This is a genomic window from Halobacillus kuroshimensis DSM 18393 (assembly GCF_000425705.1).
Taxonomy (GTDB): Bacteria; Bacillota; Bacilli; order Bacillales; family Halobacillaceae; genus Halobacillus; species Halobacillus kuroshimensis.
Window position 1 is genome coordinate 111,702 of record NZ_AUDY01000014.1, and the last position, 23,279, is coordinate 134,980.

Here is a 23,279-nt window from a genome sequence, read left to right on the forward strand (position 1 = left end):
ATTATATTCATATTAAGTTAACTTTAATACAAATATAATACCTTTAATGGAGGTCGAGCCATATGAAAAAACAGAACCTTGTTGTCGTAGGTGGAGGAAGCACGTATACAATCGGAATGATCATGAGTCTTATTGCTGAAAAAGAACAATTTCCATTGAAAACGATTACTTTTTACGACACGAATGCAGAGCGGCAGGAAAAGATCGCTAAAGCCTCTGAAATTATCCTGCGCGATAAATATCCAGAGCTGGAGAGCTTTCACTATACAACGGACAAAACAGAAGCCCTGAAAAATGCTGATTTTGTTTTTGTCCAGATCCGCACTGGCGGATTGGCTATGCGTGAGAAAGATGAACAGATTCCTCTTCAGTATGGAGCTGTTGGTCAGGAAACATGTGGGCCGGGGGGGATGGCTTATGGACTGCGTTCCATCAGAGACATGATTGAACTCGTGCAGGACATCCGCCACTATTCTCCTGATGCGTGGATTTTAAACTATACCAACCCTGCTGCTATTGTAGCGGAAGCGCTGCGCCGGGAATTCCCGGATGACAAAAAACTCCTGAACATCTGCGACATGCCTGCAGCGATCATGGTTAGTTACGCTGGGATTCTTGGGAAAGATGTCTTTGACTTAGTGCCGGAATACTTCGGACTTAACCATTTCGGCTGGTTTACAAGAATTTCTGATAAAGACGGAAATGATCATACAGACACCATTAAGCGTGCCATCACTGAAGATGGTTTCATCCCTGAGGATGCGGAGATTGCAAACGACCCGTCCTGGATTAAAACGTTTAAACAGGTGGAGCAGATGGTCACTGATTTTCCAGAGTTTCTCCCCAACACGTACTTGCAGTATTACCTTTACCCAACCCAGATGGTCGAGAAGGAAGACCCGGCAAACACCCGTGCCCGCCAAGTAATCAATGGTCGTGAAAAACGAGTGCATACACTGGCTGATCAAATCATCGCTGATGGTACAACGGACAATGTGGAATTAGAAGTCGACATTCACGGACGTTATATGATTCGAGTGGCTGCATCCATGGCTTACAATAATGGAGACATCTTTATTGTCATGGTCGAAAACAACGGAACGATCGCCAATCTTCCAGATGATGCGATGGTAGAAGTCCCGGCTATGATTACGAATCGTGGACCGAAGCCATTTGCTGTGGGACATATTTCTACTTTCTACAAAGGGCTCATTGAAGGACAGCTCGGTTATGAGAAGCTCGTCGTAGACGCTTACTATGAGAACAGTTATGAAAAAGCGTTACAAGCTCTGACTTTAAACCGCACCGTAGTCGATGCCCCTCGTGCCCGCCAAATTCTCGATGATATGATCGAATCCAATCAGAGTTACTGGCCGGAGCTTCATCGAAGCAAGCAGCTTGTTACATCCAAATAATAGAGGCGTCCCCGGCCCATTCCGGGGCTGCTTCATCCATTATAGGAAAGCGTTTCCTTAAAAGGAGGATATGAAGTGAAGAAATACTTTGGCAGCCTGCAGAAGTTTGGAAAGTCCTTGATGGTCCCTGTAGCTCTTCTACCCGCCGCTGGTATATTACTCGGTTTAGGAGCTGCGCTTACCGGACCGCTTGCCGATACGCTTACATTTTTACAAAATGATGTGGTACAGCTGATCGGAAGTGGCATGTCGGATATTGGAATAAGTATTTTTAATAACCTTGCTGTTATATTCGCTATTGGAGTAGCCATTGGTTTAACCGGTGGGTCAGGTATTGCAGCTTTGGCAGCTTTATTGGGATACATCATTATGAACAAGACAATTTCCTTTGCACTTAACATCACACCGGAGCTGGTAACGGAGAGCGGTGAATATGGGATGGCCCTTGGAATCCCAACATTGGAAACCGGGGTTCTCGGAGGGATCATCGTAGGTTTACTGGCCGTTTGGATTTATAATAAATTTCATGAATTTGACCCGCCTGAAGTGCTTGGTTTTTTTGCTGGGGACCGTTCAGTAGGGATAGCCATGGTCTTTTCATCCATCTTTCTGGCATTAGCGATGATGATTATATGGCCTCCTATACAAGGGGGAATCAATGCAGTGGCAAACGTCATTGCCAACGGATCCACTAATCCGCTTTATATCGGACTTTACGGTTTCTTAGAGCGTGCCCTCATTCCAACTGGTCTACACCATATTTGGTATGCGCCTTTCCTTTGGACATCCTTAGGTGGGACAGCAGAAGTAGCAGGAACGGCAGTCTCTGGTGATCAATACATCTTTCTTGCTCAAATTGCAGAAGGAGTGGAAGTAACTGCGGGACGCTTTATGGCAGGGAAGTTTCCGGTTATCATGTTTGGACTTTTAGGTGCCGCGCTCGCTATGTACCGCCGGGCAGACAGGAAAAATCAGCCGGTCGTTAAAGGGATGCTGATTGCCGCGGCAGGCACAGCCTTCTTAACCGGAATCACAGAGCCTATTGAATTCACTTTCTTATTTGTAGCGCCCGTCTTATTTGTTTTCCACGCACTGTTAGCAGGGGTTTCTTTTGCGGCAATGTATATGCTTGATGTCCATCTGGGCTGGGCTGGAGGATCAGGCTTCATTGATTTCATTCTGGTAAATGCCATTCCGGGAACGGGGAATTGGTGGATGAACCTGGCAGCTGGAGCTATATTCTTTGTCATCTATTACTTTACTTTTTCATTCGCCATCAAAAAATGGGATCTGGCCACACCTGGTCGGGGTGGTCAGGAGAATAAGCTTTACACTCGTAAAGACTTCAATGAGCAGAAGCAGGACAAGAAAAAAGGTGGGAAATCCACACAGACGAGAGAAACGGCAGCAGCTATTATGGAAGCCTTAGGCGGTGAAGATAATTTAAAGCATGTAGATGCCTGTTTTACTCGATTAAGAGTGGAAGTGTCAAAAGTTGATCAGATTGATGAAGGTCGATTGAAGGAGCTTGGAGCCGCAGGAGTAGTGAAGGTTGATCAGAATATTCAAGCTATTTTCGGTGGACGTTCAGACTTGTACAAAAATGAAATCAACCGGATCATTAAGGAATCCAATGCTTCTTAACGTATGAAGACACACAGTTTCCCGAGAAGAAAACTGTAAAAGAAAAACGAAAAAGGCTGCGCCGTTGAAGGCGCAGCCTTTTTGTTATTCTTTATCTTCACCGATGATGCGGACCTCACGCTCAAGGTCTACACCGAATTTCTCTTTAACAGTTTTCTGCACATGCTCGATCAGCGAGATGTAGTCAGTAGTCGAGGCATTATCCTTATTCACGATAAATCCGGCGTGTTTCGTGGAAACTTCCGCTCCGCCGATGTTCGTTCCCTGAAGGTTGCTGTCTTGAATCAGTTTCCCTGCGAAATAACCAGGCGGTCGTTTGAATACACTGCCGCAGGATGGATATTCAAGCGGCTGTTTGGATTCTCTTTTAAACGTCAGGTCATCCATAATTTCTTTAATCTCTTCACGGGTGCCAGGGGTCAGGCGGAAACACGCCTCCACAACAATGTCTCCCCGATCAGGGATATTACTGGTACGGTAATCAAGGTCGAGCTCGGAAGCCATGCGTTTTACGAGTCTGCCTTCCTTGTCGACCACATAAGCATGATCAAGAACATCTTTGATTTCTCCGCCATAGGCACCAGCGTTCATATACAACGCGCCCCCGACCGTCCCGGGGATGCCACAGGCGAATTCCAGTCCGGCTAACTGCTTTTCAAGTGCAAAACGGGAAGCATCAATGATTCGCGCTCCACTTTGAGCTGTCACCATTTCCTCGTCTGCATCAATGGAGTTCAAGTGTTTTAAATTGATGACAATCCCGCGGATCCCTCCATCCTTAATGATAAGGTTGGATCCATTGCCCAATAATGTGAAGGGGATTTCATCCTCGTTGGACAGCTTAACGACATTTTGAATTTCCTCGTAAGACGTCGGCGTGATAAAAAAGTCCGCTCTGCCGCCCAGTTTCGTGTAGAGGTGGTCCTTCAATGGTTCATCGACTTTGACGTTTTCCTCTTTGACAAGGTTTAACAGTTTATTATAAATCATTTGTTTTTTTTCCATAAACATCCGTCCTATTTTTTTGGTTTCCTCTAAGCAGTTACGTACATTCCAAGTAGGTTCAGACCGGCTTGTTTGTAACAGTTTATGACACGGACGCCGGTAGAGTGCGTTTTCCATTTTCACAGTCACGTTTATTATTTTATCACAAATTCAGGGGAACATTGAGTAGGAATTTCCTCATGGAGACCTTGGATACAGGATAAAGGCCCGGCATTTGTAAAACCTAAGTCTATAGGAGGTGTAGGAAATGGCACTTGATGTCCGTTGTGAGGTTAAAAACTGTGTATATAACAAAAATGGCTCGGCCTGTGGTGCTGATGAGATTTTCGTTGTCAGCCATAAGGGAACCAAAGCCACCAACAGTGAAGAAACCGATTGTAAAACGTTTAAACCGGCAAATGTGTAACTTCCTATAGAAGAAGGCCTGTGTAGCTGCAGGCCTTTTTTTCTTATTTTTCCCTCCTGGAAAGCGCTTCAATTATGCGGAAGGTTCACTATATTCAGAAAAGTCATTGCCAAGAGGGGCTCTTGTTAGTATCATCATGATAAGTTGTTTCCTAACGATAGAATAGATAAAAAGCAATGAGGGGTGTAAGGGATGGACAAGACTAAAAAAGATTTGAGAATCAGAAGTAAAGTCATCAGTGAGGGTGTCAACCGGGTTCCGAACCGTTCGATGTTGAGAGCAGTCGGGTTTAAGGATGAGGATTTTAAAAAGCCGATGATCGGCATCGCCAGCACATGGAGTGAAGTAACCCCATGTAACGTACATATTGATAAACTGGCTGAACAGGCCAAGGGTGGAGCTTCAGACAATGGCGGAGCCCCTATGATTTTTAATACCATTACAGTTGCTGACGGAATTGCAATGGGGCATGAAGGAATGTTTTATTCCCTTCCAAGCCGTGAAGTCATTGCGGATTCCATCGAAACCGTTACAAATGCGGAGCGTCTGGATGGAATTGTAGCGATCGGAGGCTGTGATAAAACAACACCTGGATGCCTGATTTCACTCGGCCGGCTGAACGTTCCATCGGTCTATGTCTATGGAGGTACCATCCAGCCGGGTAAGCTTGACGGGGAAGATATTGATATTGTCTCCTCTTTTGAAGCGGTTGGTCAGTATCATGAAGGCAGTATCGATGAAGAACAGCTGCACAGAGTGGAATGCCATGCCTGTCCAGGCGCCGGTGCGTGCGGAGGAATGTACACAGCCAATACGATGGCTTCCGCGGTAGAGGCTCTTGGAATGAGCATCCCTGGATCTTCCTCCACGCCTGCCGTTCATGACTATAAGGAAAACGAATGCCGTCAGGCAGGAGAGCTTGTTGTTGAGCTGCTTGAGAAAGAAATCTATCCTCGTGATATCATGACAAAAGAAGCGTTCGAAAATGCGATTACGGTTGTCATGGCCCTTGGAGGTTCGACCAACGCGTTTCTCCACCTTCTGGCTATGGCTCATTCGGCAGGTGTCGATCTTGATCTGGATGACTTTGAGCGCATCCGTCAGGAAGTTCCTCACATTGCCGATATGAAGCCTAGCGGGAAATATGTGATGCAGGACCTGTATGAAAGCGGCGGTGTGCCCGCGGTTATGAAGCTCCTATTGGAAGAAGGACTGCTTCATGGAGACTGCTTGACGGTAACCGGGAAAACAGTAGCGGAAAACCTGGCAGAAGTTCCATCACTGAAAGAAGGCCAGAAAGTTATTGTTCCGTTTGATAAGCCGATCAAGCCGAAAGGTCCTTTAGTCGTTTTGAAAGGGAATCTGGCCCCGGAGGGCGCTGTAGCCAAAATGTCAGGTCAGAAGATCAGCCGGTTTGAAGGTCCTGCTAAAGTGTATAACAGTGAAGAAGAAGCAACCAATGCCATCGTCGGGGATGACGTTCAGGAAGGCGATGTCGTTGTCATCCGTAATGTAGGTCCAAAAGGAGGACCTGGAATGCCGGAGATGCTTTCCATAACGGCTATGATTGTAGGGAAAGGCCTGGGAGGAAAAGTGGCCTTGATTACCGACGGCCGTTTCTCAGGGGGGTCCCACGGGTTCGTCATCGGCCACGTTGCCCCGGAAGCCTTTGTCGGGGGACCGATCGGCCTTCTGGAAACCGGAGATACCATCACTATAGACAGTGATACCCAGCAGATTAATTTTGAAGTCAGTGATGAAGAATACGAACGACGTAAGCAGGCATGGGTAAAACCTGAACCGAAGCATAAAACAGGGGTCCTGGCTAAATACGCCCGCCTTGTATCTTCTTCTGCCAAAGGGGCCGTTACTGACCTCGATTTAGACGGATAACATCTCATCCCACTCTCTCAGAGAGTGGGATTCTTTGATCCATCAGGATGAGGGACTCGGCAGGTATATGGATCAGGGCATCGAAATACATAGAGGTAAGGGGAGTGGAAGATGAAAATAGCATGGATAAGACACGGAAGTACGTCATGGAATAAAGAAAAACGGGCTCAGGGCGGCTCAGATATCCCGTTGGATGACGAAGGGAATCAACAGGCAGCCCTGCTTTCCACACGGCTTGGGAAAGAGAGCTGGGATGTGTTGTACAGCAGTCCATTGAAGAGAGCTGTGCAGACAGCCCAGGCCGCTGCAGACGAGCTGAATGTCACGATTCATCTGGATGAACGTCTGCAGGAAGTCGGCGGCGGACAAATCGAAGGGACGACAGAATCGGAAAGGATTGAGAAATGGGGGGAGGGGTGGCGTGATCTTGATCTGGGAAGAGAACCGGAAGAAGACGTGCTCAAGCGCTGCCGATCTTTCATAGATGATCTGAGGGCAGAGCATCAGGGGAAGCAGATATTGGTTGTGAGTCATGGCGGCATCATCAGCCAAATGCTGCACGTACTGGATCCGTCCCGTGTAAATGAAGAAACAATGAAAAACACGTCCATATCAGAAGTGGTGCTTCGTGACAACCAATGGTCGTGTGAACGTTTCAACTGTACAAGGCACTTGGATATGTAACAAAAAGGGTATTTGTAGACACTCATGGTAAAAAGGGATTGAAACGGCTGACGAGAACGGTCTCGTCAGCCGTTTTTTTATTCTTTCGTATAGTTCAAATCCCAAGTAATTCCATAGGAGTCTTTCACTTTAGCGAACGTGGCGCCCCAGAACGTATCCTGCAGTTCCATGATGACCGTCCCTTTGTCTTTCAGTCGGTTGTAAATCGTTTCAATTTCTTCCGGACTGTCCATTTCCAAAGCCATCGATATGTTGCTTCCAACTTCAACCTGCTGATCGAGAAAAGAATCAGAGACCATGAAAAAGAGCGGGCCTTTTTTAAAACGGGCATGCATGAGACGATCATCCATTTCAGGCGGCGTATCAAAATCTGCCTCTCCAAACGTCTGCCGGTCTGTAACCTCACCTTCGAATATTTCTTTGTAATGATTCAATGCTTCTTCTGCCTGACCATTAAAAGTAAAATACGGGGTAGCTTGATGTTTCATTGTGAACACTCCTTTTCTATTTGAGTCTAAAAACAGTATAGCGGTTCTTTCTTAACAAAACAAGAACATTCGTTCTTGTTTTTCTGTAATAGTACAGCTCGTTCGATTAGAAATGGACACCGCTTACAAAGGAAGTATAGCATGACTGCGGATCCCCAAGCAGAAAGTAAAAAAATACTTCACAACGCTTTACATTCCTGTATCAAGGTATTTTACATAGGCTTACATACAAATATAAAAAATTTTCAAAAAACGGTTGCAATTTCCTGTTGGTCAAAGTAAACTGTACCATAACAGATAAACAAAACAATTTCTGTTATAACAAAGGAGGAAAAATAATGAATCATCCGAAAACTGTTTCTGTCCCATGTCCGCAATGTGGTTCTGAAGTTGAAAATCATCATTACACGTATATGTTGGAATGCGATCACTGTCTGTCTAAAAGGGAAGAATAATTTTTGCCATTTCTGTTATATATCAGATTTATAATTTGGTTTTTATTATGTAACAGAAAGATATTTGAAAGGGGATGGAGAAATGAACGAACGTGTTGAAAAACTGAAAAAAAGCTGGAAAGAGGATGAGCGGTGGAATGGCATTGAAAGACCTTACGAAGCTGAAGAGGTCATTCGATTAAGAGGTTCGATTGACATCACACATACGCTGGCAGAGAATGGTGCCCGTAAACTTTGGAGTCTTCTTCATCAGGAAGAGTATGTGCATGCGCTGGGAGCTTTAACAGGGAATCAGGCGATGCAGCAGGTGAAAGCCGGATTAAAGGCTATATACTTAAGTGGATGGCAGGTCGCTGCCGATGCAAATCTTTCGGGGCAGATGTATCCGGATCAGAGCCTGTATCCTGCCAACAGCGTGCCCCAGGTCGTTAAGCGGATCAACCAGGCCCTCCAGAGAGCAGATCAGATTCACTATATGGAAGGCCGCGAGGAGATCGATTGGTTTGCACCAATCGTTGCGGATGCGGAAGCTGGTTTTGGGGGACAACTGAATGTATTTGAATTAATGAAAGGAATGATTGAGGCCGGAGCGGCCGGGGTGCATTTTGAGGATCAGCTTTCCTCAGAGAAAAAATGCGGTCATCTTGGTGGAAAGGTGCTGCTCCCGACGCAGACGGCTGTCCGTAATTTGATTTCCGCCAGGTTTGCAGCTGACGTGATGGGAGTGCCTGCCTTGATCATAGCCAGAACGGATGCCAACGCTGCTGATCTCATTACCAGTGATATTGATGATCATGATGCCCCTTTCTTAACAGGGGAGAGGACATCTGAAGGCTTTTATAAAACAACCGCCGGGCTGGATCAGGCCATTGCCAGAGGGCTTGCGTATGCTCCTTATGCAGATCTGGTCTGGTGTGAAACTTCCGAGCCGGATCTGGAAGAAGCGCGGCGTTTTGCTGAAGCCATTCATGAAAAATTCCCTGGCAAACTGCTCGCCTACAATTGTTCTCCTTCGTTTAACTGGAAGAAGAAGCTGAACGATGAAACCATCGCCTCATTCCAGAGGGAGCTCGCGTCTATGGGGTATAAATTCCAATTTGTCACTCTAGCCGGCTTCCATGCCTTGAACCACAGTATGTTTGAGCTGGCCCGCCAATACAAAACTCATGGAATGGCCGCCTATTCACAATTGCAGCAGGCAGAGTTTGCAAGCGAAACACATGGATACTCAGCTACGCGCCATCAGAGGGAAGTCGGGACAGGGTATTTTGATGAAGTGGCTCAAGTCATTACTGGAGGGACATCCTCCACAACCGCTTTGAAGGGATCGACCGAGACAGAACAGTTTTCCCAGACGATCCGTTCGTAGTTAAACGCCCGCCAATTTAATTGGCGGGTTTTTGTGTGGGACGACGTACAAAATCCGCCTAATGTAATAGGGTATGTTATCAAGCCTTTTCAGCGCTCTAAGAAACGGGAGTGATGACATGCCGGTAATTACAGGAAAAGAATACATCAAACGAATAAATGCCCTGCAGTCCGAAGTGTGGCTGCGCGGAAAACGGGTGGAAGGAAACATTTCAGAGCATGAAGCCTTTGAAGGGGTCATTAAAAGCCAGGCCGCTCTTTATGATTTACAGGGCTCCTCATCCTTGGAAGAACAGATGGTGTATGCGTCAGAAACGACAGGAAACAAAATCGGTCTTTCCTACCTCATTCCAAAAACACGGGCGGATTTAGAGAAACGAAGAACGATGATCCAGCATTGGGCCCGTTTCTCCGGAGGTGTGATGGGGAGAAGTCCTGATTACATGAATACGGTGCTCGCTTCCTTCGCCGCGTCCGTAGACGTGCTGGATAATGAGCCCGGATGTTTTCCTGACCGGCTGTTGTCTTTTTATGAATATGCGCGTGAGAATGATCTGTCCTTTACCCACACCTTTGTCAATCCCCAGACCAACCGCTCCAGTCTCGCCTTTCTGGAAAAAGATGTGACAAACGCAGCTATTGTCGATCATACAGATGAAGGAATCATCATTGACGGGGCAAAGCTTCTGGCTACACAAGGAGGTATCACAGATGAGCTCCTCGTTTTTTCAGCACCCGGTGCACAGGACAGCTCACAGGCCTATGGTTTTTCCATTCCTAGTAATACGGCTGGTGTGTCTTTTGTCTGTCGGGAATCCTTTGCACAAAATGGTTCGCGTTTTGACTATCCGCTGGCCTCTCAATTTGAAGAAATGGACACCATTGTCTTGTTTGACCATGTTGTTGTACCGTGGGAACGTGTCTTCCTCCATGAAAATCTCCGCGCTGCGACCAACCTTTATGTCCATGGCAAGTTTGTTCCTTTTACCCTTCATCAAATTACTTCCAGGCAGATTGTGAAGACAGAGTTCATTCTCGGTCTTGCTCAATCCATCGTAGAGATGATCAATATCAGTGATTATCAGCATGTGCAGAGTAAAGTGGTAGAGATTATGAAAGGTCTGGAGACGATGAAGGCCCTGATGCTGAAGGCCGAGTTGGAAGGTGAAGTAGATGAAACGGGGGTTTTTGTTCCAAATAAAGTCCCTCTTTATATAGCGGTCAATCAATTTCAAGAGCTCTATCCGCGTTTTACAGAAATCATTCAGCTTCTGGGCGCAAGTGGGATGATGACAATCCCTGCTGAAGCAGATTTTCAAGGAGAACGGGGGGCGGATCTAGATCATTATCTCCGGGGAGCCGAAAAAGCAGGGAAGGAACGTGTCGCCTTGTTCCGACTGGCCTGGGATATGACAATGAGCAGCTTTGGGGCTCGGCAGACATTGTATGAACGGTTCTTTTTCGGAGATCCTGTCCGCCTTTCCCAGACCATTTACCGGCTGTACGATGATACGGAAATGGTAAGCTGGATCGAGCAGTGTATAAAAAAAGCTGACTAACAGTCAGCTTTTTTGACTGTAGAAAAAGCCTGAGTTAACCAGTTAGAGTTGTCCATTTGTCGTATGAAGGGTCACTTTCCGCTTATCGGTGGAAGAATGCCGCGGGCACGCCCTCAGCTGACTTGGTCAGGAAGGCCGCCTGCCCAAGTGGATCTTCGGCCCGTGCTGTTCCCGCAGGCATCACCACCGAGCGCTCCTCGTGTACGCAGGTTCGAAGATTCAAAAGAACGACATGGGGTGCGCTATGGCCGCTTGCGTGGAAAAGAAAAAGGGAAAGAACAGGCGGTGATGATGGCTGCCTGCCGGAATATGAAAAAGGTTGTCCTCCATCCAGCAAGGATGAGCTGGGTGAAGGAGAGTCTTTGTCGATGTTAAAGAAATCCCAAGGGGCTTTCGCTCCTGGCGGTAAGAAAGAAAAAAGCTTGTAAAGAAACAGGGGTTTCTTTACAAGCTGAGCTGACTAACAGTCAGCTTTTATCTTTTGGCATTGCTTTTTTTGGCTTTCTGTTCGAGCTGGGAATCCGGCTGCTGATCAGCGGCATCCTCGGTTAACCCCTGCGGATTGACAGAAGTTTTTCCTCTTCCTTTAAATGCATGACCTTTTTTACTCATACTCTCCACCTCCTCCTCTGTAGGTTGTGACAGGTGGAGGGATTTCATCCTGAAAGGTTCTGGATGGGATGTTCCGTTATCGATACGAGCATTCTAAAGGAGAAGGAGGGATGACGAATGAAAGGAAAACGCAAACAAACACCTTCTTATGCAGAGGAGTTTTCTGCTGACGGATTAGCGGTAACGAGAGAGCAGGTGTCGGATACACTTACAGAGGGTACGTACGATGCGAAAATTGCTCAGCAGAACGATGAAGGCCATATGATCACAGACGATGGCATTGAAATCAGGAAGCCGGGAAAAAAGAAAAAGTAGAGACTTGATAAAACAGCAGAAAAAGGGAAGCGTTCCATACGCTTCCCTTTTTTATGCTTTCATAAATCCTGGGTGCAGCTGTTTGAATCGGTCCAGAGCAACTTTGCTCTCATGGAAGGAAAATTCATCTTTACTGACCAGGCTTTGATCTATTTTAAATTCGTAATAATTGATGGCCAGGTCCAGGTCCATTTCGGTAAAGAGCAGACCTTGGTCGTAACACTCATCCATATAAGGGATAGGCAGGGAAAAAGGAGCGTCTTCATTTTTTTGAACTTCAACGAACCATCCCATCTGATCGACGTAAACAGGGAGGCCGGTGACGTGCAGGGTGTCTCCATGTGCAAAGCTCTTCACGTCAGCTGTGCCATCTTCTGAGGTTCCAGGACGATATTCAAAAGGTTCGACAACATATAAAAATTGTTCCATGATCATGCTCCTTTCAAATGAGTAAACTCAGTATAGTTGATAATGATTATCACAGTCAAATAATAAGAGTTATTTTTACTTTAATTTTAAAAAAATTTGATATAATTATAAAAACAAAGGTTTTCGCAAAGGAGAATCTTTCTATGAATGTCCAAACCCTTGTGAAGGAAGTTGTGTTCCATGACTCCCAGATTATCAACATCCCTCCATCCTTCGAGTTGATCGGAAAGGGAAGGAGTGCTTCTGTTTTCCGCATAAGAGAAACAGGAATCGCTGTGAAAGTGTTTTATCCCGGTTATGAGAAGCTCGCCGAAGTGGAGTCCGGAGTGTATGAGAAGCTGGATAATCATGAATTTTTCCCAGCCTTTTATGGAAAAGGCGACGATTTCATCGTTATGGAATATGTGGAAGGGATCACATTTTATGATTGTCTTGTGAAAGGTATTCCGATTACGGAAGACATGATCAACCGGGTGGATGCAGCTCTTGCTTTCGCCTGTCAAATCGGATTGAATCCTTCAGATACTCATTTGAAGAATATTATGCTGACACCTGATGGGCAGGTCAAAGTTATAGATGTCGTAAGGTTCACACAGGATTTTGAATGTCCACAGTGGCAGGATTTGAAAAAAGCCTACCGTACGCTGTACCGGCGGAAGTTTGCTCCGAAAAAGTATCCGGTTTTCTTCATTGAATTCATTATCCGGCTGTACCGGAGGAAACTGCTGCCGATTTAAATGGAGGAAAGGGTTTTGTCCACCCAGGTTCTGGGAAACGCTCTATAAATACCAGGAAAGGTGGAATGAATCGTGACAGAATATTGATTAAGTGATGTGGAAGTAGGAAAAAACTACAAGGCGAAAGAACTGGACAGTTTTGTTTCAACAACAGACGTCGTCGTTCTATCGAATAACGAATCCCAGCTTTTCACAGAACCTGAGCGGGAATACAAAGTGGTCGATGCCTTTGAAGGCTTCTTTGAGCATTCATCCAATGATGGGGAGAAGTATTTCCGTAATAAGAAAACATACATTGTAGAAAAAGTATAAACGAAAAGACTGTCGATTGACCGACAGTCTTTTTTTGCGGACGAATGGCAGAAGCCATCCAATGTGAGCTGCACGTGGCAGAATTTCTTTAATAGCGGAGTTTCATCAATATGGAAGTGATGTCATCATCTTTTTTTAATGTTTCATGGTGTTTTTTAGTAATTTCTAAAAGGGCGACATCGTGATAGAAGAATTCAGTGAAAAATTTCACGAGAGGTTTGGAGAACGTATGCACCCCCTGGAATTGATCCCTTTCCATTCCAGCAAACAAAACTTCCCTTCCATCGATGATCAGGAGTTTATGCCGTTCTAGTCCTTGGTGTCTCTCGTCCGGGACGAGGGTGTGGGGATCCAGTTCTCCGACAGGAATTTCCCCGACAGATAACAATTCCACATGAATGCCTTCTGCCTGCTTTCTTTCAAGGAGGTCCACAAACGGAGTCAGTTCATCGTTCCAGCCTGTCAGCAGTATTTCATTGGCAGCCTTCTCAATCAAATTTTCCATAAGAACGTGAATGCTGTGATTATTTTTCAAGGTCCAGACGCGTTCATCAGCGTCAGGAATCTCTGATTTGTGATTTCGCAGCTGTTCAATGTGATCTTCAAATTCAGCCGTCAGTTTTTTGATCGTCATTTCAATAGGAAGGGCTGTGTACAGCTTCTTTTTTTCATGAAAAGATGTTAGAATCAATCCTTTTTCTTCCAGGCGCTGCAGGACTTCATACACTTTGGATTTAGGAACATGGGAATATTTAACGACCGTTGCGGCATCCAGCGCTTGATCACTGGAGGACAGGACTTCATAGACTTGACTTTCATACTGGGTAAAACCGAAATTCTGTAACATGGGCTTCCTCTTTTCTTCTTGTTGTCCTCAGGATACACGATGTTCCCTTCACGCGTAAATATTCCCTCTTGTTTTTCTATGTCTATATAGTTACCATTGTAGTGGTAACCAAAAGAAGAGAGGGTTCATGTGATGAATAAAAAAGTATACCTGCTGGCGCTCGTCGCTTTTGTCGTCGGAACTGTTGAGTTGATTATTGGTGGGATTCTGGACCTGGTCGCGGAAGATCTCAATGTGTCCCTTGGAAAAGCGGGACTTCTCATTTCTGTTTTTTCCTTAGTCTTTGCCGTGGCGTCCCCCGTCCTCTTAACGGTGACGGCCCGTGTAGAACGTAAAAAATTGATGATGACCACCTTGGTCATATTCTTTATCGGTAACCTGCTTGCCTACTGGAGTCCTACTTATTCCATCATCATGGCAGCAAGAGTCCTGACTGCAGCAACAGGGTCACTTCTAGTAGTGCTGGCTGTAACAATGGCGTCTTCAGTTGTTGACAAGAAGTACAGAGGTCGAGCGATCGGTACTATTTTCATGGGCATCTCCGGGTCGCTCGTGCTCGGTGTTCCCATCGGTCTGACGATAGGAAACGCGTTCGGATGGCGCGCTCCATTTCTACTCATCAGCATCCTGACACTCTTATCTATGGCAGCAGTCATGCTTTTACTTGAGAAAGTGGCCCCTAAACCTGTCTTATCCGTGAGAAGACAGCTTCAGACGTTAAAAAATAAGAAAATATGGAGTGCTCAGATGACTTCCTTTTTATTTTTAACCGGTCATTTGACCCTCTATGCTTATTTAACGCCTTATTTGAAAACGGTCATGGGAATGAATGGCACATGGGTCAGTGTGATTTATTTCGTATTTGGAACGGCAGCGGTGATCGGAGGCGGAATCGGAGGTGTGCTCTCTGATAAATTCGGCTCGGAAAAGAGTATCATCGGAATTATCCTTGTGTTTGCAGCGGCTATTTTTACGATTCCCTTCACGACATCTGTGCTACCGGTTTTCCTTGTCGTTCTTGTCGTTTGGAGTGCGCTCAGCTGGGCCGTAACCCCTGCGCAGCAGAATTACTTGATTTCATCAGCACCAGAATCGGCAGACATACAGCAGAGTTTAAATAATTCAGCCCTTCATTTCGGAATCGCTTTTGGATCATTGATTGGCGGTTTCGTCATTGAACAGGGGGCGGTTTCTCTTAACCCGACAGTAGGTGGATTCTTTATTCTTGCAGCACTGGTGACGGCTGGCTTCTCTATCACACGTAAAACCGAATCGAAGAAAGAAAAAGCTGCCTGACAAAAAACAGGACATCTGAATTTAGATGTCCTGTTTTTCTATTCGTCGCTTGTTATTGCTGTCCTTTTTTCATGGTTTGAGCGATTTGAACCGTCCGGGCGGCCTGATGCTTGGCGGCAGCTTCTACATCCTCGACCATGTTCCCTTCCTGATCGACAGAAACACTCGTTCCATATGGGTTCCCGCCGGCACCGAAAATCACCGGATCCGTGTAGCCGGGAGCCGCAATGATTGCTCCCCAGTGCATCATGGATGTGTAGAGGGAAAGAAGAGTCGCTTCCTGACCGCCATGAGGGTTCTGGGCAGAAGTCATGCCGCTGACCACTTTATTAATCGTTCTGCCGTTTGCCCACAGCCCTCCCTGCATATCGATGAACTGCTTCATTTGAGAAGGAAGGTTTCCGAAGCGCGTCGGCATACTGAAGATGATGACATCGGCCCATTCAATATCTTCAGATGTGGCGGCAGGGATATCCTTGATTTTTTCTACGGTCGCTTTCCATCCTTCATTCGCTTCAATCACGGATTGAGGAGCGAGTTCATCCACCTTCAGCAATTTAACCTCAGCCCCGGCTTCTTCTGCTCCTTTCGCCGCCCATTGAGCCATTGTATAGTTTGTTCCACCCATTGTATAAAAAATTACAGCTGCTTTTACGTTCGACATATGCTCCATCTCCTTTGGTTGATTATTGAATAACTTTTTCATAAATCCCATTTTGTTCACCTTCCTGCTGAATCACTTGTCTTTTTATCTATATTCTCGAATTCGAGATATTTAGGTAAAAAAATGTGCAGTCATTTATCTTGAATTCGAGATTAATTATATATCCAGTCTTCCGGGTTGTCAACACAAAACAAATGATTTTGGAAAAAGGGAAAAATTTTGGCTGGCATCCTTAAGAATAGGTGCCTTGGAGCGGCACATAATAAGATTGTTCCACATGTGAGGAGGCGATTGAGATGGGCAGAGATGAACATCACAAAGGAAAAGGGAAGCAGAAACGAAAACTTCCGCAGACTCCTAAAAGTCAAAAACATGCGAACATCGATGTTGAGTTTTCTGAAGAACTGGCTGACAGGGAAGATAAGATTGCTCAAGAACGAGCGAAAGCGGCCGACCGCAGAGCTCACAAACGTATGTAAAAAAACAACAGCCTTCAGGTTTCATCCTGAAGGCTGTTTTTGTATATATTATTTATACAGAATAAATTGTTTGAACTTAATTATGTTTATGGTATAATTCAAAATTGTGAGTGAAATTCATAAGGAATGAATGAATGTTTTAAAGGAGGCGTTCGTATGAAACAGTGGAAAAAGTGGCTGCCCGTTTTTCTAATGGCCGGTTTGATCGTATTGACGGCCTGTGGAGAATCCACAGAGGAAAGCGTCACAGAAGCAGGCAGTGATGATGATAAAGGTACAATACATATTGGAATGAATAACTGGGCTGAGAATGTGGCTGTATCAAACATGTGGAAGCTTATTCTTGAAGATAAAGGATATACGGTGGAACTGGAACAGGTTGAAAAAGGCTTTTTATATGAAGCACTAGCAAGTGGTGACCTCGACATTGGAACAGAAATCTGGCTTCCGAATACAGACCAGCCTTTTTATGAAAAATATGAAGATGAGATCGATTGGCGCGAGACATGGTATGAGGGAACGGAACTTGGTTTGGCTGTCCCGGCTTATATGGAAGATATCAATACTATAGAGGATCTGAAAAGCACAGATCAGTTTTCCGACAATCAGATTGTAGGGATTTCTGCCGGAGCAAGCATTATGAATTTGACGGAGGAAGCCATTAAAGAATACGACTTGGACTATTCCCTGCTTTCTTCTGGAGAGCCGACAATGATTACAGAACTGAAAAATGCCATGGCTGATGAAGAGCCGATTGTAGCGACACTTTGGAAGCCGCACTGGGTCTTTGCAGAAATGGATGTGAAGATTCTGGAAGATACGAAAAATGTTTATGGGGACTCTGAAAATATTTCCTATGCTGCAAGACTTGGGTTGAAAGAGGACCATCCAGAAGTGGTGAAATGGTGGGACAGCTTCAAGCTTGATGACAATCAGCTTGGAAGTCTCATGGCTTCCATAAATGAAGCGGATTCTGAGGAAGAAGGTGCCCGTCAATGGTTGGATGAGCATCAGGATCTCGTAAATGAATGGACAGAAGAATAAATAGGAATAGAACTGCCCCTCGGGCGGATCTCCCGGCTGCCGATTATCCTATCGGCAGCTTTTTTTTAGGGGACTTTTCCGCTGCCGGAAGCTCAGCTGGATCGTTTCTTGTTTAAAATAGATATGGGTTACCCGTCGGAACCACGCTCCTGCGGATTCGTAGGTATGGCTGGGGAATCCAAGCCTTCCTGCTTCCTTACGGAGGGATAGACCTCACCGAACAGGAGACAAAACAGTTCGCAGACCAGCTGGATGGATTGAAGAAGCAGCTTGCATGCAGAAAAGAAGTTTAAGCGCTCATCTTTCAGGAAACATAGACAATATAGCTAGTTGAACTATTGAAAGGAGTCGCTGAATTATGGATTTAAACAAAGAATTAGAGAAATTAGAGCATATTCACTTAGAAAAGCCACAAAAAGTATTTACGATGTACTTGAATACAGATCCATCCGACCCTGATCAACAAGGCGGCGAATGGAAAATTCATTTGAAGAATGGACTGAACAACTTTGAATCCTATCTGCAGGAAGATGGGGACTCAGATGAAAAAAGAAACTACTGGGCAGTCAAAGAAAAGGTTGAAACCTTCATAGAAGAAAACGAGCAGCATTTTGCAAAAAGTGTCGTATTGTTTGCTACAGGTGATGATACGGTCTGGTTTGCTGAAAGGTTCCAGATGCCGGTTAAGACTGAATTCTACTGGGAGGAAGCTCCAGTGTTGGATCAGCTGAAGGAAATGCAGCAGAAATTCCCGAAAACGGGTGTCGTCCTGACTCAGAAAAACCAGATTAAACTGCTGGATGCTGAACTGGGAACGTTGAAGGATACACAATTGTTTGAGCTTGACCTGAATACAGAGGATTGGCGCATGCATCAAGGGCCTGACAGAGCCCAGGCGTCCATGGGTTCAGGAGGAGCGAAGAATTCGAAGCAGGATCAGTTTGAAGAGCGCTTCGAAGCCAATCGTTACCGTTGGTATAAGAGCGTAGCTCCAAAAATTGACCGCGCCGCTAAACAATACGGCTGGGAGCGCTTCTACCTCGTTGGTGACAAGGAAGAATTGAAAGACCTTCAGGACCATATGAACAAGGAAGCTGAAGACATGATTAACAAAAACCTTCTGGACCATGAAGAAATGCATGTGCTCGATGAGGTTGTCCAATAATTTCTTACAAAAGCACCGGGGAGACCGGTGCTTTTTCATGTGTCATTTTATACATACCATCCAAACTGAATATGGGCCGGCACAGGCACGTTTAATCTTACCATTATACAGATTTTCAAAGGCTATGGTAAAATAGTATACAGCGAAAATAAATGAGATTGGGGAAATGAACATGTTTGTTGTAGACTCCACTGTAGTGGTGCCGGAACACAAAGCTGATGATCTCATTCAGATTTATCGGAATCGCTCTCGCCTCGTAGATGAAGCAGAGGGATTTTTATCTTTTCAGCTTCTCCAAAACGATCGGAAGCCGGGAGAGTTGACGGTTCACTTGGAGTGGGAATCTAAACAAGCTTATTTGAATTGGGCAAGAAGTGAGCAGTTCAAGAAAATTCATGAGCTTGAAAAACAGTACCCTGACGAAGATTTGAAGGGAATTGTTCCAATAGTGAAGAAGTATGAGGTGGTGGCAACATGAATCACACGGAGCAGGCCCACCTTGTCCGGACCGTAACAGAAGAAATCTATGAAGCCTATCCTTACCTTTGGGAAAAATTCGGCCAAAACGGGAGAGACCGGACCGAAGAAGACAATCATCATCATTTGGACCATCTGGCTGCGGCTTACGAGATGAGAAGTGTAGACTTTTTTATGGACTATACGGACTGGCTCAACAATGTATTGACATCCAGAAACGTGCCGACCGGACTGATTATTGATAATTTTCAGCGGCTCGTCCGACTGCTCGATGGACAGTCTCTTGTGGATGAGGACGAGAAGCGGATGTTCATCGTCTATTTAGAACAGGCTCTCAAACGACTTCATACTCTGAACGAGAGGTGACTATTTTGGATCTGCATCATGAACAACTCGCTCAAGTTTTTTTGAGTGGAGATGAAGAGAAGGCATTGAACTACACGTATCGTCTCCTGGAGAATCATCCAAGAGCCTACGTGTTTGAAAACCTGATCACTCCGGCAATGTACCACGTGGGGAAGCTGTGGGAGAATAATGAAATATCGGTTGCGGATGAGCATCTGGCTACAGCCATATGTGATTTTGTTCTTTCAAAAATCGAGTCTGATCACGAGGTTCCTAAACGCCGGCAGCAGCAAAGTTATAAGGTCCTTCTCTTCGGAGTGGAAGAGGAGCAGCATTATATCGGGCTGAAAATGGTCGCCGACACTTTTAAAGAACATGGCTGGCGGGTCCGTTATTTAGGGCCGGATCTTCCAATGGAACATTCCATGTTACAAATTAGAAAATTCCAGCCCGATGTAATAGGAATATCAGCGGCTTTGTCCTACCGTATTCCTGCCATAAAGAAATCCATCGAGGCCTTCACCCAGCTGGAGTGGAAGCCGACCATCATGATCGGGGGCCGTCTTGCTTATAAATTTGACTTGTCGGAGTTTGAATCCGACCAGGTTATGGTGATTAAAAATATCGGACATCTGACGCATTGGTTTAAAGAAGGAAGGGAAGAATCCATCAATGAAACGAGTTGACCATTCTTTTCCTCTGCCCGTTTTTACAATCAACAAAAATTTCATGCTGCAATCTTATTCCAAGGAAGCAGAAGACAGCTTTGTCATCCCGCAGAACTTCCTGGACTTATTTGATGAAGGCAGTCTTTCCAAACTGAAAAAATGGATCCATCCGGAAGTGAAAAAGGTAACACTGGAAGCCCAGCTGAAGCCTTTTGGAAAAGCAAGTAACCCCGTAACGTGTGATCTGCACGTCAAATGGAGTAATGACCTTTATGCAGAAGTTCTGCTCATATTGAAGGATGACCAGATGGAGCGTGTCACAACGATGATGAATCAACTGCGCGCCCGCCTGAATGATACGAACTTTCAACTCCTTGAGGAAAAAGAAAAACTGGAGGAAGCGTTGGAGCTGAACAACCGTCTTTCGGCTCCTTTTATTACTCTTACAGAGGAAACGGCGTTGATCCCTTTGTTCGGTGATTTATCCCTGGATAAAATGGATGTCGTCGAAGAACCGCTGCTTCAAAGGATCAATCAAGGTGGTATTGAACGGGTGCTGCTGGATTTTACTGCCGTTGGAGATATTCCGAAAGACGGAGCCCAGGCTTTGAAAAGTTTGACCGCTTCCTTATTTTATATGGGAGCCTCCGTTGTCATTACAGGAGTACGGCCTGAACAGGTTCCAAAACTCCAGAATATCCGTTTTCCTATTGAAGTTTCTTATCTTCATTCCCTTCAACAGGCCATTTACAAATACTGTGTGCAGTAAAACGCTGCTTTCTGCTGATTTCCGGTTTATTCCCCTTTTCCAATGTGGAATAGATAAAGTAAACGAGAAAATAGAAAGGGTGTTTTGTAATGGAAATGACGCTTGAAGTGAACGGTATGACATGTGGGCACTGCCAGAAAACGGTTAAAGATACAGTTGAAAATCTTGAAGGTGTGCACGGAGCAGAGGTTCATCTCGACAGTGGTAAGGTCAATGTGGTGTACGACGAAGCCTATGTCGGTAAAAATCTAATTAAAGAATCCATCCATGCCCAAGGGTATGAGGTAGTTGGATAACGATAAAGGTCCTGGCTTTCCAGGCCTATTCAAGCTGTCGAGAAGGTTCTCGACAGCTTTTTTTATGGATTCAGAGCAGGATAGGGAGACGGGATGATGGACGTAAGCCACCTTACTCACGGACTCAACAGTAAGAAAAGCCCGGGGTCCCGGGCTTTTCTTACTGCACTGTATAGGGAAGCTGTGTTTGATAACCGGAAAATTTCTGGTAGGCCTGGTCAAGCTTTTGGTTCTCTTCCTGCTCCAGAGCATACCATCCATGTTTGAACATGAGGTTATACAGGTTTCTCTGACAGTCCTGTGTTTCCTTGAAGATGGTTGCCAGATCCTGATAAATTGCTTGGTTACTCGCCTCATTCAATGCTGTGCTGTACGACGATGTCATGTACTTCTCCGTAGCCAGAAGATCGTTAACGAAATCCCGCTCATTCATCTGCGGTGTCTGTGGTACAGTCGTTTCAGGGTTTTGAATTTTTTGTGGTTGGTTCGGATTCATAACGGACCTCCTCAATTCGGTTTATTGGCTTGTGTATTCAAGTGCTCCAGGATTTTATTGTAGTGACGCTGGTGCATTTGGCCGGCTTCGTCCAGCGCCGCCTGGATTTCGGGGGTTTGACAATTTTGAGCGAAAAAATGAGCTTTTTTACAAGCATTTAAATTCCAGGAAAGCATGTCTGCAAGGTATAGTTGATCTTTTATGGTCACAACATCAGGGGCCTGAGCCATCGGCTGTGCGCCCTGCATGGACCCGGTTGCTGGGTTCTGCTGCATGGAACTCCCTCCTTTATGTTTTCCCTGTTAGTATGGCTGTTTGAGGATGAAGTATAAACGAAAGATGGGGTTTATTTGTCGAATATGAGATGAAAATATTCACCCTTTTTTAAGAAAAATGATAAAATAGAATCACAAACGTTTACATTTCTAAAAATTATAAATGTTCTACTCACCATCAGTCAGGGGGCTTAATGATGGAAAAGGTGATGCGCAATTTCTTTCTTTTTTTATCGAAAAACCGTTTCTTTACAAAGCTTGCGAAAAAATATGGACTCCGTTTTGGTGCCGGTAAGTTTGTCGCTGGTGTTTCTGTACCTGATGCTGTGAGAACCATCCGGATTTTGAATGACCAGGGTATGGCAGTCACGATTGACCACCTTGGCGAGTTCATTGACAGTGAGGCAGAAGCCAGAGAAGCAGCGGAGGGGTGTATCGCTGCGATTGAAGCCATAGCAGAATATCATTTGGATTCACAACTTTCCCTTAAACTGACGTCCATGGGGCTGGATATTTCCGAATCGCTTGTGATGGAGAACATGAGGAAGATCCTTGGTGCGGCAGAAAAAAATGATGTGTTTGTGACCATTGATATGGAAGATTACGAACGCTGCGGCAGAACTCTGAAGATTTTCAAGCAGTTGAGGGAGGAGTATGACCATATTGGAACCGTCCTCCAGTCGTATTTATACCGGACGGTCGAAGATATAGAATCACTGGATGAGTATTCCCCGAATCTGAGACTTGTGAAAGGAGCCTATAAGGAATCCGCCAAAGTGGCTTTCCCCGATAAGAAAGACGTGGATGACAACTTAAAGAAAATTATCCGGATCCACTTGATGAATGGCCATTATACAGCAGTAGCTACCCATGATGATGAAATGATCGAGTATACAAAGAAATTGGTGGAGGATGGAGGCATATCAAAGGATCAGTTCGAATTTCAAATGCTGTACGGAATTCGAGTGGAACGTCAGAAAGAACTGGTGGAGGAAGGTTATAAAATGCGTGTGTATGTACCTTATGGGAATGATTGGTATGGATACTTCATGCGCCGTCTCGCAGAACGGCCGGCAAACGTCGCTTTCGTGCTAAAAGGAGTATTTGGCAGATGAGGAAGGGCTGTCCCCCACCGT

At 45.3% G+C, this 23,279-nt stretch carries 29 protein-coding genes; 21 read left to right on the plus strand and 8 right to left on the minus strand.

Annotated elements, in window-relative coordinates:
• Nucleotides 1-62 precede the first annotated feature (62 nt).
• Both H615_RS0117650 and H615_RS0117655 read left to right on the plus strand, forming a co-directional pair.
• Nucleotides 63-1,415, plus strand: coding sequence for a 6-phospho-alpha-glucosidase (locus H615_RS0117650; RefSeq protein WP_027956378.1), 1,353 nt, complete (start codon nucleotides 63-65; stop codon nucleotides 1,413-1,415).
• Nucleotides 1,416-1,490: 75 nt separating this feature from the next.
• Nucleotides 1,491-3,059: a PTS transporter subunit EIIC gene (locus H615_RS0117655; protein ID WP_027956379.1), complete on the plus strand. Its 1,569-nt coding sequence runs from the start codon at nucleotides 1,491-1,493 to the stop codon at nucleotides 3,057-3,059.
• Nucleotides 3,060-3,143: 84 nt separating this feature from the next.
• On the opposite strand, the gene murB is transcribed toward H615_RS0117655, so the two are convergent.
• Nucleotides 3,144-4,064 (minus strand): UDP-N-acetylmuramate dehydrogenase, encoded by a 921-nt coding sequence (murB, locus tag H615_RS0117660; RefSeq protein WP_027956380.1) that lies wholly within the window; start codon nucleotides 4,062-4,064, stop codon nucleotides 3,144-3,146.
• Between the two features lie 247 nt (nucleotides 4,065-4,311).
• On the opposite strand from murB, the gene H615_RS22185 reads away from it, so the two are divergent.
• From H615_RS22185 to H615_RS0117675, 3 genes are all read left to right on the plus strand, one after another.
• Nucleotides 4,312-4,470 carry a DUF1540 domain-containing protein gene (locus H615_RS22185; RefSeq protein WP_084163208.1) on the plus strand — a complete coding sequence of 53 codons (159 nt, stop codon included), beginning with the start codon at nucleotides 4,312-4,314 and terminating at the stop codon, nucleotides 4,468-4,470.
• A 192-nt stretch (nucleotides 4,471-4,662) separates the two neighbouring features.
• The gene (gene ilvD / locus H615_RS0117670; protein WP_027956381.1) at nucleotides 4,663-6,363 is read left to right on the plus strand and encodes a dihydroxy-acid dehydratase; all 1,701 of its coding nucleotides are present in this window, start codon (nucleotides 4,663-4,665) and stop codon (nucleotides 6,361-6,363) included.
• A 111-nt stretch (nucleotides 6,364-6,474) separates the two neighbouring features.
• Nucleotides 6,475-7,047, plus strand: coding sequence for a histidine phosphatase family protein (locus tag H615_RS0117675; RefSeq protein WP_027956382.1), 573 nt, complete (start codon nucleotides 6,475-6,477; stop codon nucleotides 7,045-7,047).
• A 77-nt stretch (nucleotides 7,048-7,124) separates the two neighbouring features.
• Here the strand turns inward: H615_RS0117675 and H615_RS0117680 are convergent, their stop codons facing one another.
• Nucleotides 7,125-7,535: a VOC family protein gene (locus H615_RS0117680; protein WP_027956383.1), complete on the minus strand. Its 411-nt coding sequence runs from the start codon at nucleotides 7,533-7,535 to the stop codon at nucleotides 7,125-7,127.
• Between the two features lie 338 nt (nucleotides 7,536-7,873).
• On the opposite strand from H615_RS0117680, the gene H615_RS22420 reads away from it, so the two are divergent.
• The 3 genes from H615_RS22420 (at nucleotide 7,874) to hpaB (ending at nucleotide 10,917) form a co-directional block, all read left to right on the plus strand.
• Nucleotides 7,874-7,990, plus strand: coding sequence for a YhfH family protein (locus H615_RS22420; RefSeq protein ID WP_156896523.1), 117 nt, complete (start codon nucleotides 7,874-7,876; stop codon nucleotides 7,988-7,990).
• Between the two features lie 82 nt (nucleotides 7,991-8,072).
• Nucleotides 8,073-9,359, plus strand: a complete 1,287-nt coding sequence (gene aceA, locus H615_RS0117690; RefSeq protein WP_027956384.1) for an isocitrate lyase — start codon at nucleotides 8,073-8,075, stop codon at nucleotides 9,357-9,359.
• 118 nt (nucleotides 9,360-9,477) lie between these two features.
• Nucleotides 9,478-10,917, plus strand: a complete 1,440-nt coding sequence (gene hpaB / locus H615_RS0117695; RefSeq protein ID WP_027956385.1) for a 4-hydroxyphenylacetate 3-monooxygenase, oxygenase component — start codon at nucleotides 9,478-9,480, stop codon at nucleotides 10,915-10,917.
• A gap of 474 nt (nucleotides 10,918-11,391) precedes the next feature.
• Here hpaB and H615_RS22605 read toward each other — a convergent pair whose 3' ends face one another.
• Complete coding sequence (locus H615_RS22605; protein ID WP_169516223.1) at nucleotides 11,392-11,529, minus strand: hypothetical protein; 138 nt, start codon at nucleotides 11,527-11,529, stop codon at nucleotides 11,392-11,394.
• A gap of 117 nt (nucleotides 11,530-11,646) precedes the next feature.
• Between H615_RS22605 and H615_RS21605 the strand changes: the two genes are divergently transcribed.
• Nucleotides 11,647-11,844 carry a YozQ family protein gene (locus H615_RS21605; RefSeq protein WP_035532629.1) on the plus strand — a complete coding sequence of 66 codons (198 nt, stop codon included), beginning with the start codon at nucleotides 11,647-11,649 and terminating at the stop codon, nucleotides 11,842-11,844.
• A 51-nt stretch (nucleotides 11,845-11,895) separates the two neighbouring features.
• Here the strand turns inward: H615_RS21605 and H615_RS0117715 are convergent, their stop codons facing one another.
• Nucleotides 11,896-12,273, minus strand: a complete 378-nt coding sequence (locus H615_RS0117715; protein ID WP_027956387.1) for a hypothetical protein — start codon at nucleotides 12,271-12,273, stop codon at nucleotides 11,896-11,898.
• A gap of 143 nt (nucleotides 12,274-12,416) precedes the next feature.
• Between H615_RS0117715 and H615_RS0117720 the strand changes: the two genes are divergently transcribed.
• Nucleotides 12,417-13,010: a serine/threonine protein kinase gene (locus H615_RS0117720; protein WP_051254764.1), complete on the plus strand. Its 594-nt coding sequence runs from the start codon at nucleotides 12,417-12,419 to the stop codon at nucleotides 13,008-13,010.
• A gap of 96 nt (nucleotides 13,011-13,106) precedes the next feature.
• Complete coding sequence (locus tag H615_RS0117725; RefSeq protein WP_027956389.1) at nucleotides 13,107-13,322, plus strand: hypothetical protein; 216 nt, start codon at nucleotides 13,107-13,109, stop codon at nucleotides 13,320-13,322.
• A gap of 88 nt (nucleotides 13,323-13,410) precedes the next feature.
• Here H615_RS0117725 and H615_RS0117730 read toward each other — a convergent pair whose 3' ends face one another.
• Nucleotides 13,411-14,169 (minus strand): TrmB family transcriptional regulator, encoded by a 759-nt coding sequence (locus H615_RS0117730; protein ID WP_027956390.1) that lies wholly within the window; start codon nucleotides 14,167-14,169, stop codon nucleotides 13,411-13,413.
• A gap of 132 nt (nucleotides 14,170-14,301) precedes the next feature.
• Here H615_RS0117730 and H615_RS0117735 point away from each other — a divergent pair, with 132 nt between their 5' ends.
• A complete protein-coding gene (locus tag H615_RS0117735; protein ID WP_027956391.1) occupies nucleotides 14,302-15,465 on the plus strand; it encodes an MFS transporter in 1,164 nt (387 codons plus the stop codon).
• 52 nt (nucleotides 15,466-15,517) lie between these two features.
• On the opposite strand, the gene wrbA is transcribed toward H615_RS0117735, so the two are convergent.
• Nucleotides 15,518-16,129, minus strand: a complete 612-nt coding sequence (gene wrbA, locus H615_RS0117740; RefSeq protein WP_027956392.1) for an NAD(P)H:quinone oxidoreductase — start codon at nucleotides 16,127-16,129, stop codon at nucleotides 15,518-15,520.
• 296 nt (nucleotides 16,130-16,425) lie between these two features.
• Between wrbA and H615_RS0117745 the strand changes: the two genes are divergently transcribed.
• From H615_RS0117745 to H615_RS0117780, 8 genes are all read left to right on the plus strand, one after another.
• Complete coding sequence (locus H615_RS0117745) at nucleotides 16,426-16,608, plus strand: YfhD family protein (protein WP_027956393.1); 183 nt, start codon at nucleotides 16,426-16,428, stop codon at nucleotides 16,606-16,608.
• 156 nt (nucleotides 16,609-16,764) lie between these two features.
• Nucleotides 16,765-17,652, plus strand: coding sequence for a glycine betaine ABC transporter substrate-binding protein (locus H615_RS0117750; RefSeq protein WP_027956394.1), 888 nt, complete (start codon nucleotides 16,765-16,767; stop codon nucleotides 17,650-17,652).
• Nucleotides 17,653-18,010: 358 nt separating this feature from the next.
• The gene (locus H615_RS0117755) at nucleotides 18,011-18,817 is read left to right on the plus strand and encodes a VLRF1 family aeRF1-type release factor (protein WP_027956395.1); all 807 of its coding nucleotides are present in this window, start codon (nucleotides 18,011-18,013) and stop codon (nucleotides 18,815-18,817) included.
• Between the two features lie 172 nt (nucleotides 18,818-18,989).
• Entirely contained in the window at nucleotides 18,990-19,295 is a 306-nt protein-coding gene (locus H615_RS0117760) for an antibiotic biosynthesis monooxygenase family protein (RefSeq protein ID WP_027956396.1), read from the plus strand.
• Nucleotides 19,292-19,660 (plus strand): hypothetical protein, encoded by a 369-nt coding sequence (locus tag H615_RS0117765; RefSeq protein ID WP_027956397.1) that lies wholly within the window; start codon nucleotides 19,292-19,294, stop codon nucleotides 19,658-19,660. The genes H615_RS0117760 and H615_RS0117765 overlap by 4 nt, the downstream gene beginning before the upstream one ends.
• Nucleotides 19,657-20,325, plus strand: a complete 669-nt coding sequence (locus H615_RS0117770) for a cobalamin B12-binding domain-containing protein (RefSeq protein WP_244877772.1) — start codon at nucleotides 19,657-19,659, stop codon at nucleotides 20,323-20,325. The genes H615_RS0117765 and H615_RS0117770 overlap by 4 nt, the downstream gene beginning before the upstream one ends.
• Nucleotides 20,312-21,076 carry an STAS domain-containing protein gene (locus tag H615_RS0117775; RefSeq protein WP_027956399.1) on the plus strand — a complete coding sequence of 255 codons (765 nt, stop codon included), beginning with the start codon at nucleotides 20,312-20,314 and terminating at the stop codon, nucleotides 21,074-21,076. The genes H615_RS0117770 and H615_RS0117775 overlap by 14 nt, the downstream gene beginning before the upstream one ends.
• 89 nt (nucleotides 21,077-21,165) lie before the next feature.
• Nucleotides 21,166-21,372: a cation transporter gene (locus H615_RS0117780; RefSeq protein WP_027956400.1), complete on the plus strand. Its 207-nt coding sequence runs from the start codon at nucleotides 21,166-21,168 to the stop codon at nucleotides 21,370-21,372.
• 160 nt (nucleotides 21,373-21,532) lie between these two features.
• On the opposite strand, the gene H615_RS0117785 is transcribed toward H615_RS0117780, so the two are convergent.
• Together H615_RS0117785 and H615_RS0117790 are read right to left on the minus strand one after the other, a co-directional pair.
• Entirely contained in the window at nucleotides 21,533-21,868 is a 336-nt protein-coding gene (locus H615_RS0117785) for a spore coat protein (RefSeq protein ID WP_027956401.1), read from the minus strand.
• 11 nt (nucleotides 21,869-21,879) lie between these two features.
• On the minus strand, nucleotides 21,880-22,143 hold the full coding sequence (locus H615_RS0117790; RefSeq protein WP_027956402.1) for a hypothetical protein: 264 nt from the start codon (nucleotides 22,141-22,143) through the stop codon (nucleotides 21,880-21,882).
• A 197-nt stretch (nucleotides 22,144-22,340) separates the two neighbouring features.
• On the opposite strand from H615_RS0117790, the gene H615_RS0117795 reads away from it, so the two are divergent.
• Nucleotides 22,341-23,258 (plus strand): proline dehydrogenase family protein, encoded by a 918-nt coding sequence (locus tag H615_RS0117795; protein WP_027956403.1) that lies wholly within the window; start codon nucleotides 22,341-22,343, stop codon nucleotides 23,256-23,258.
• Nucleotides 23,259-23,279: the final 21 nt, after the last annotated feature.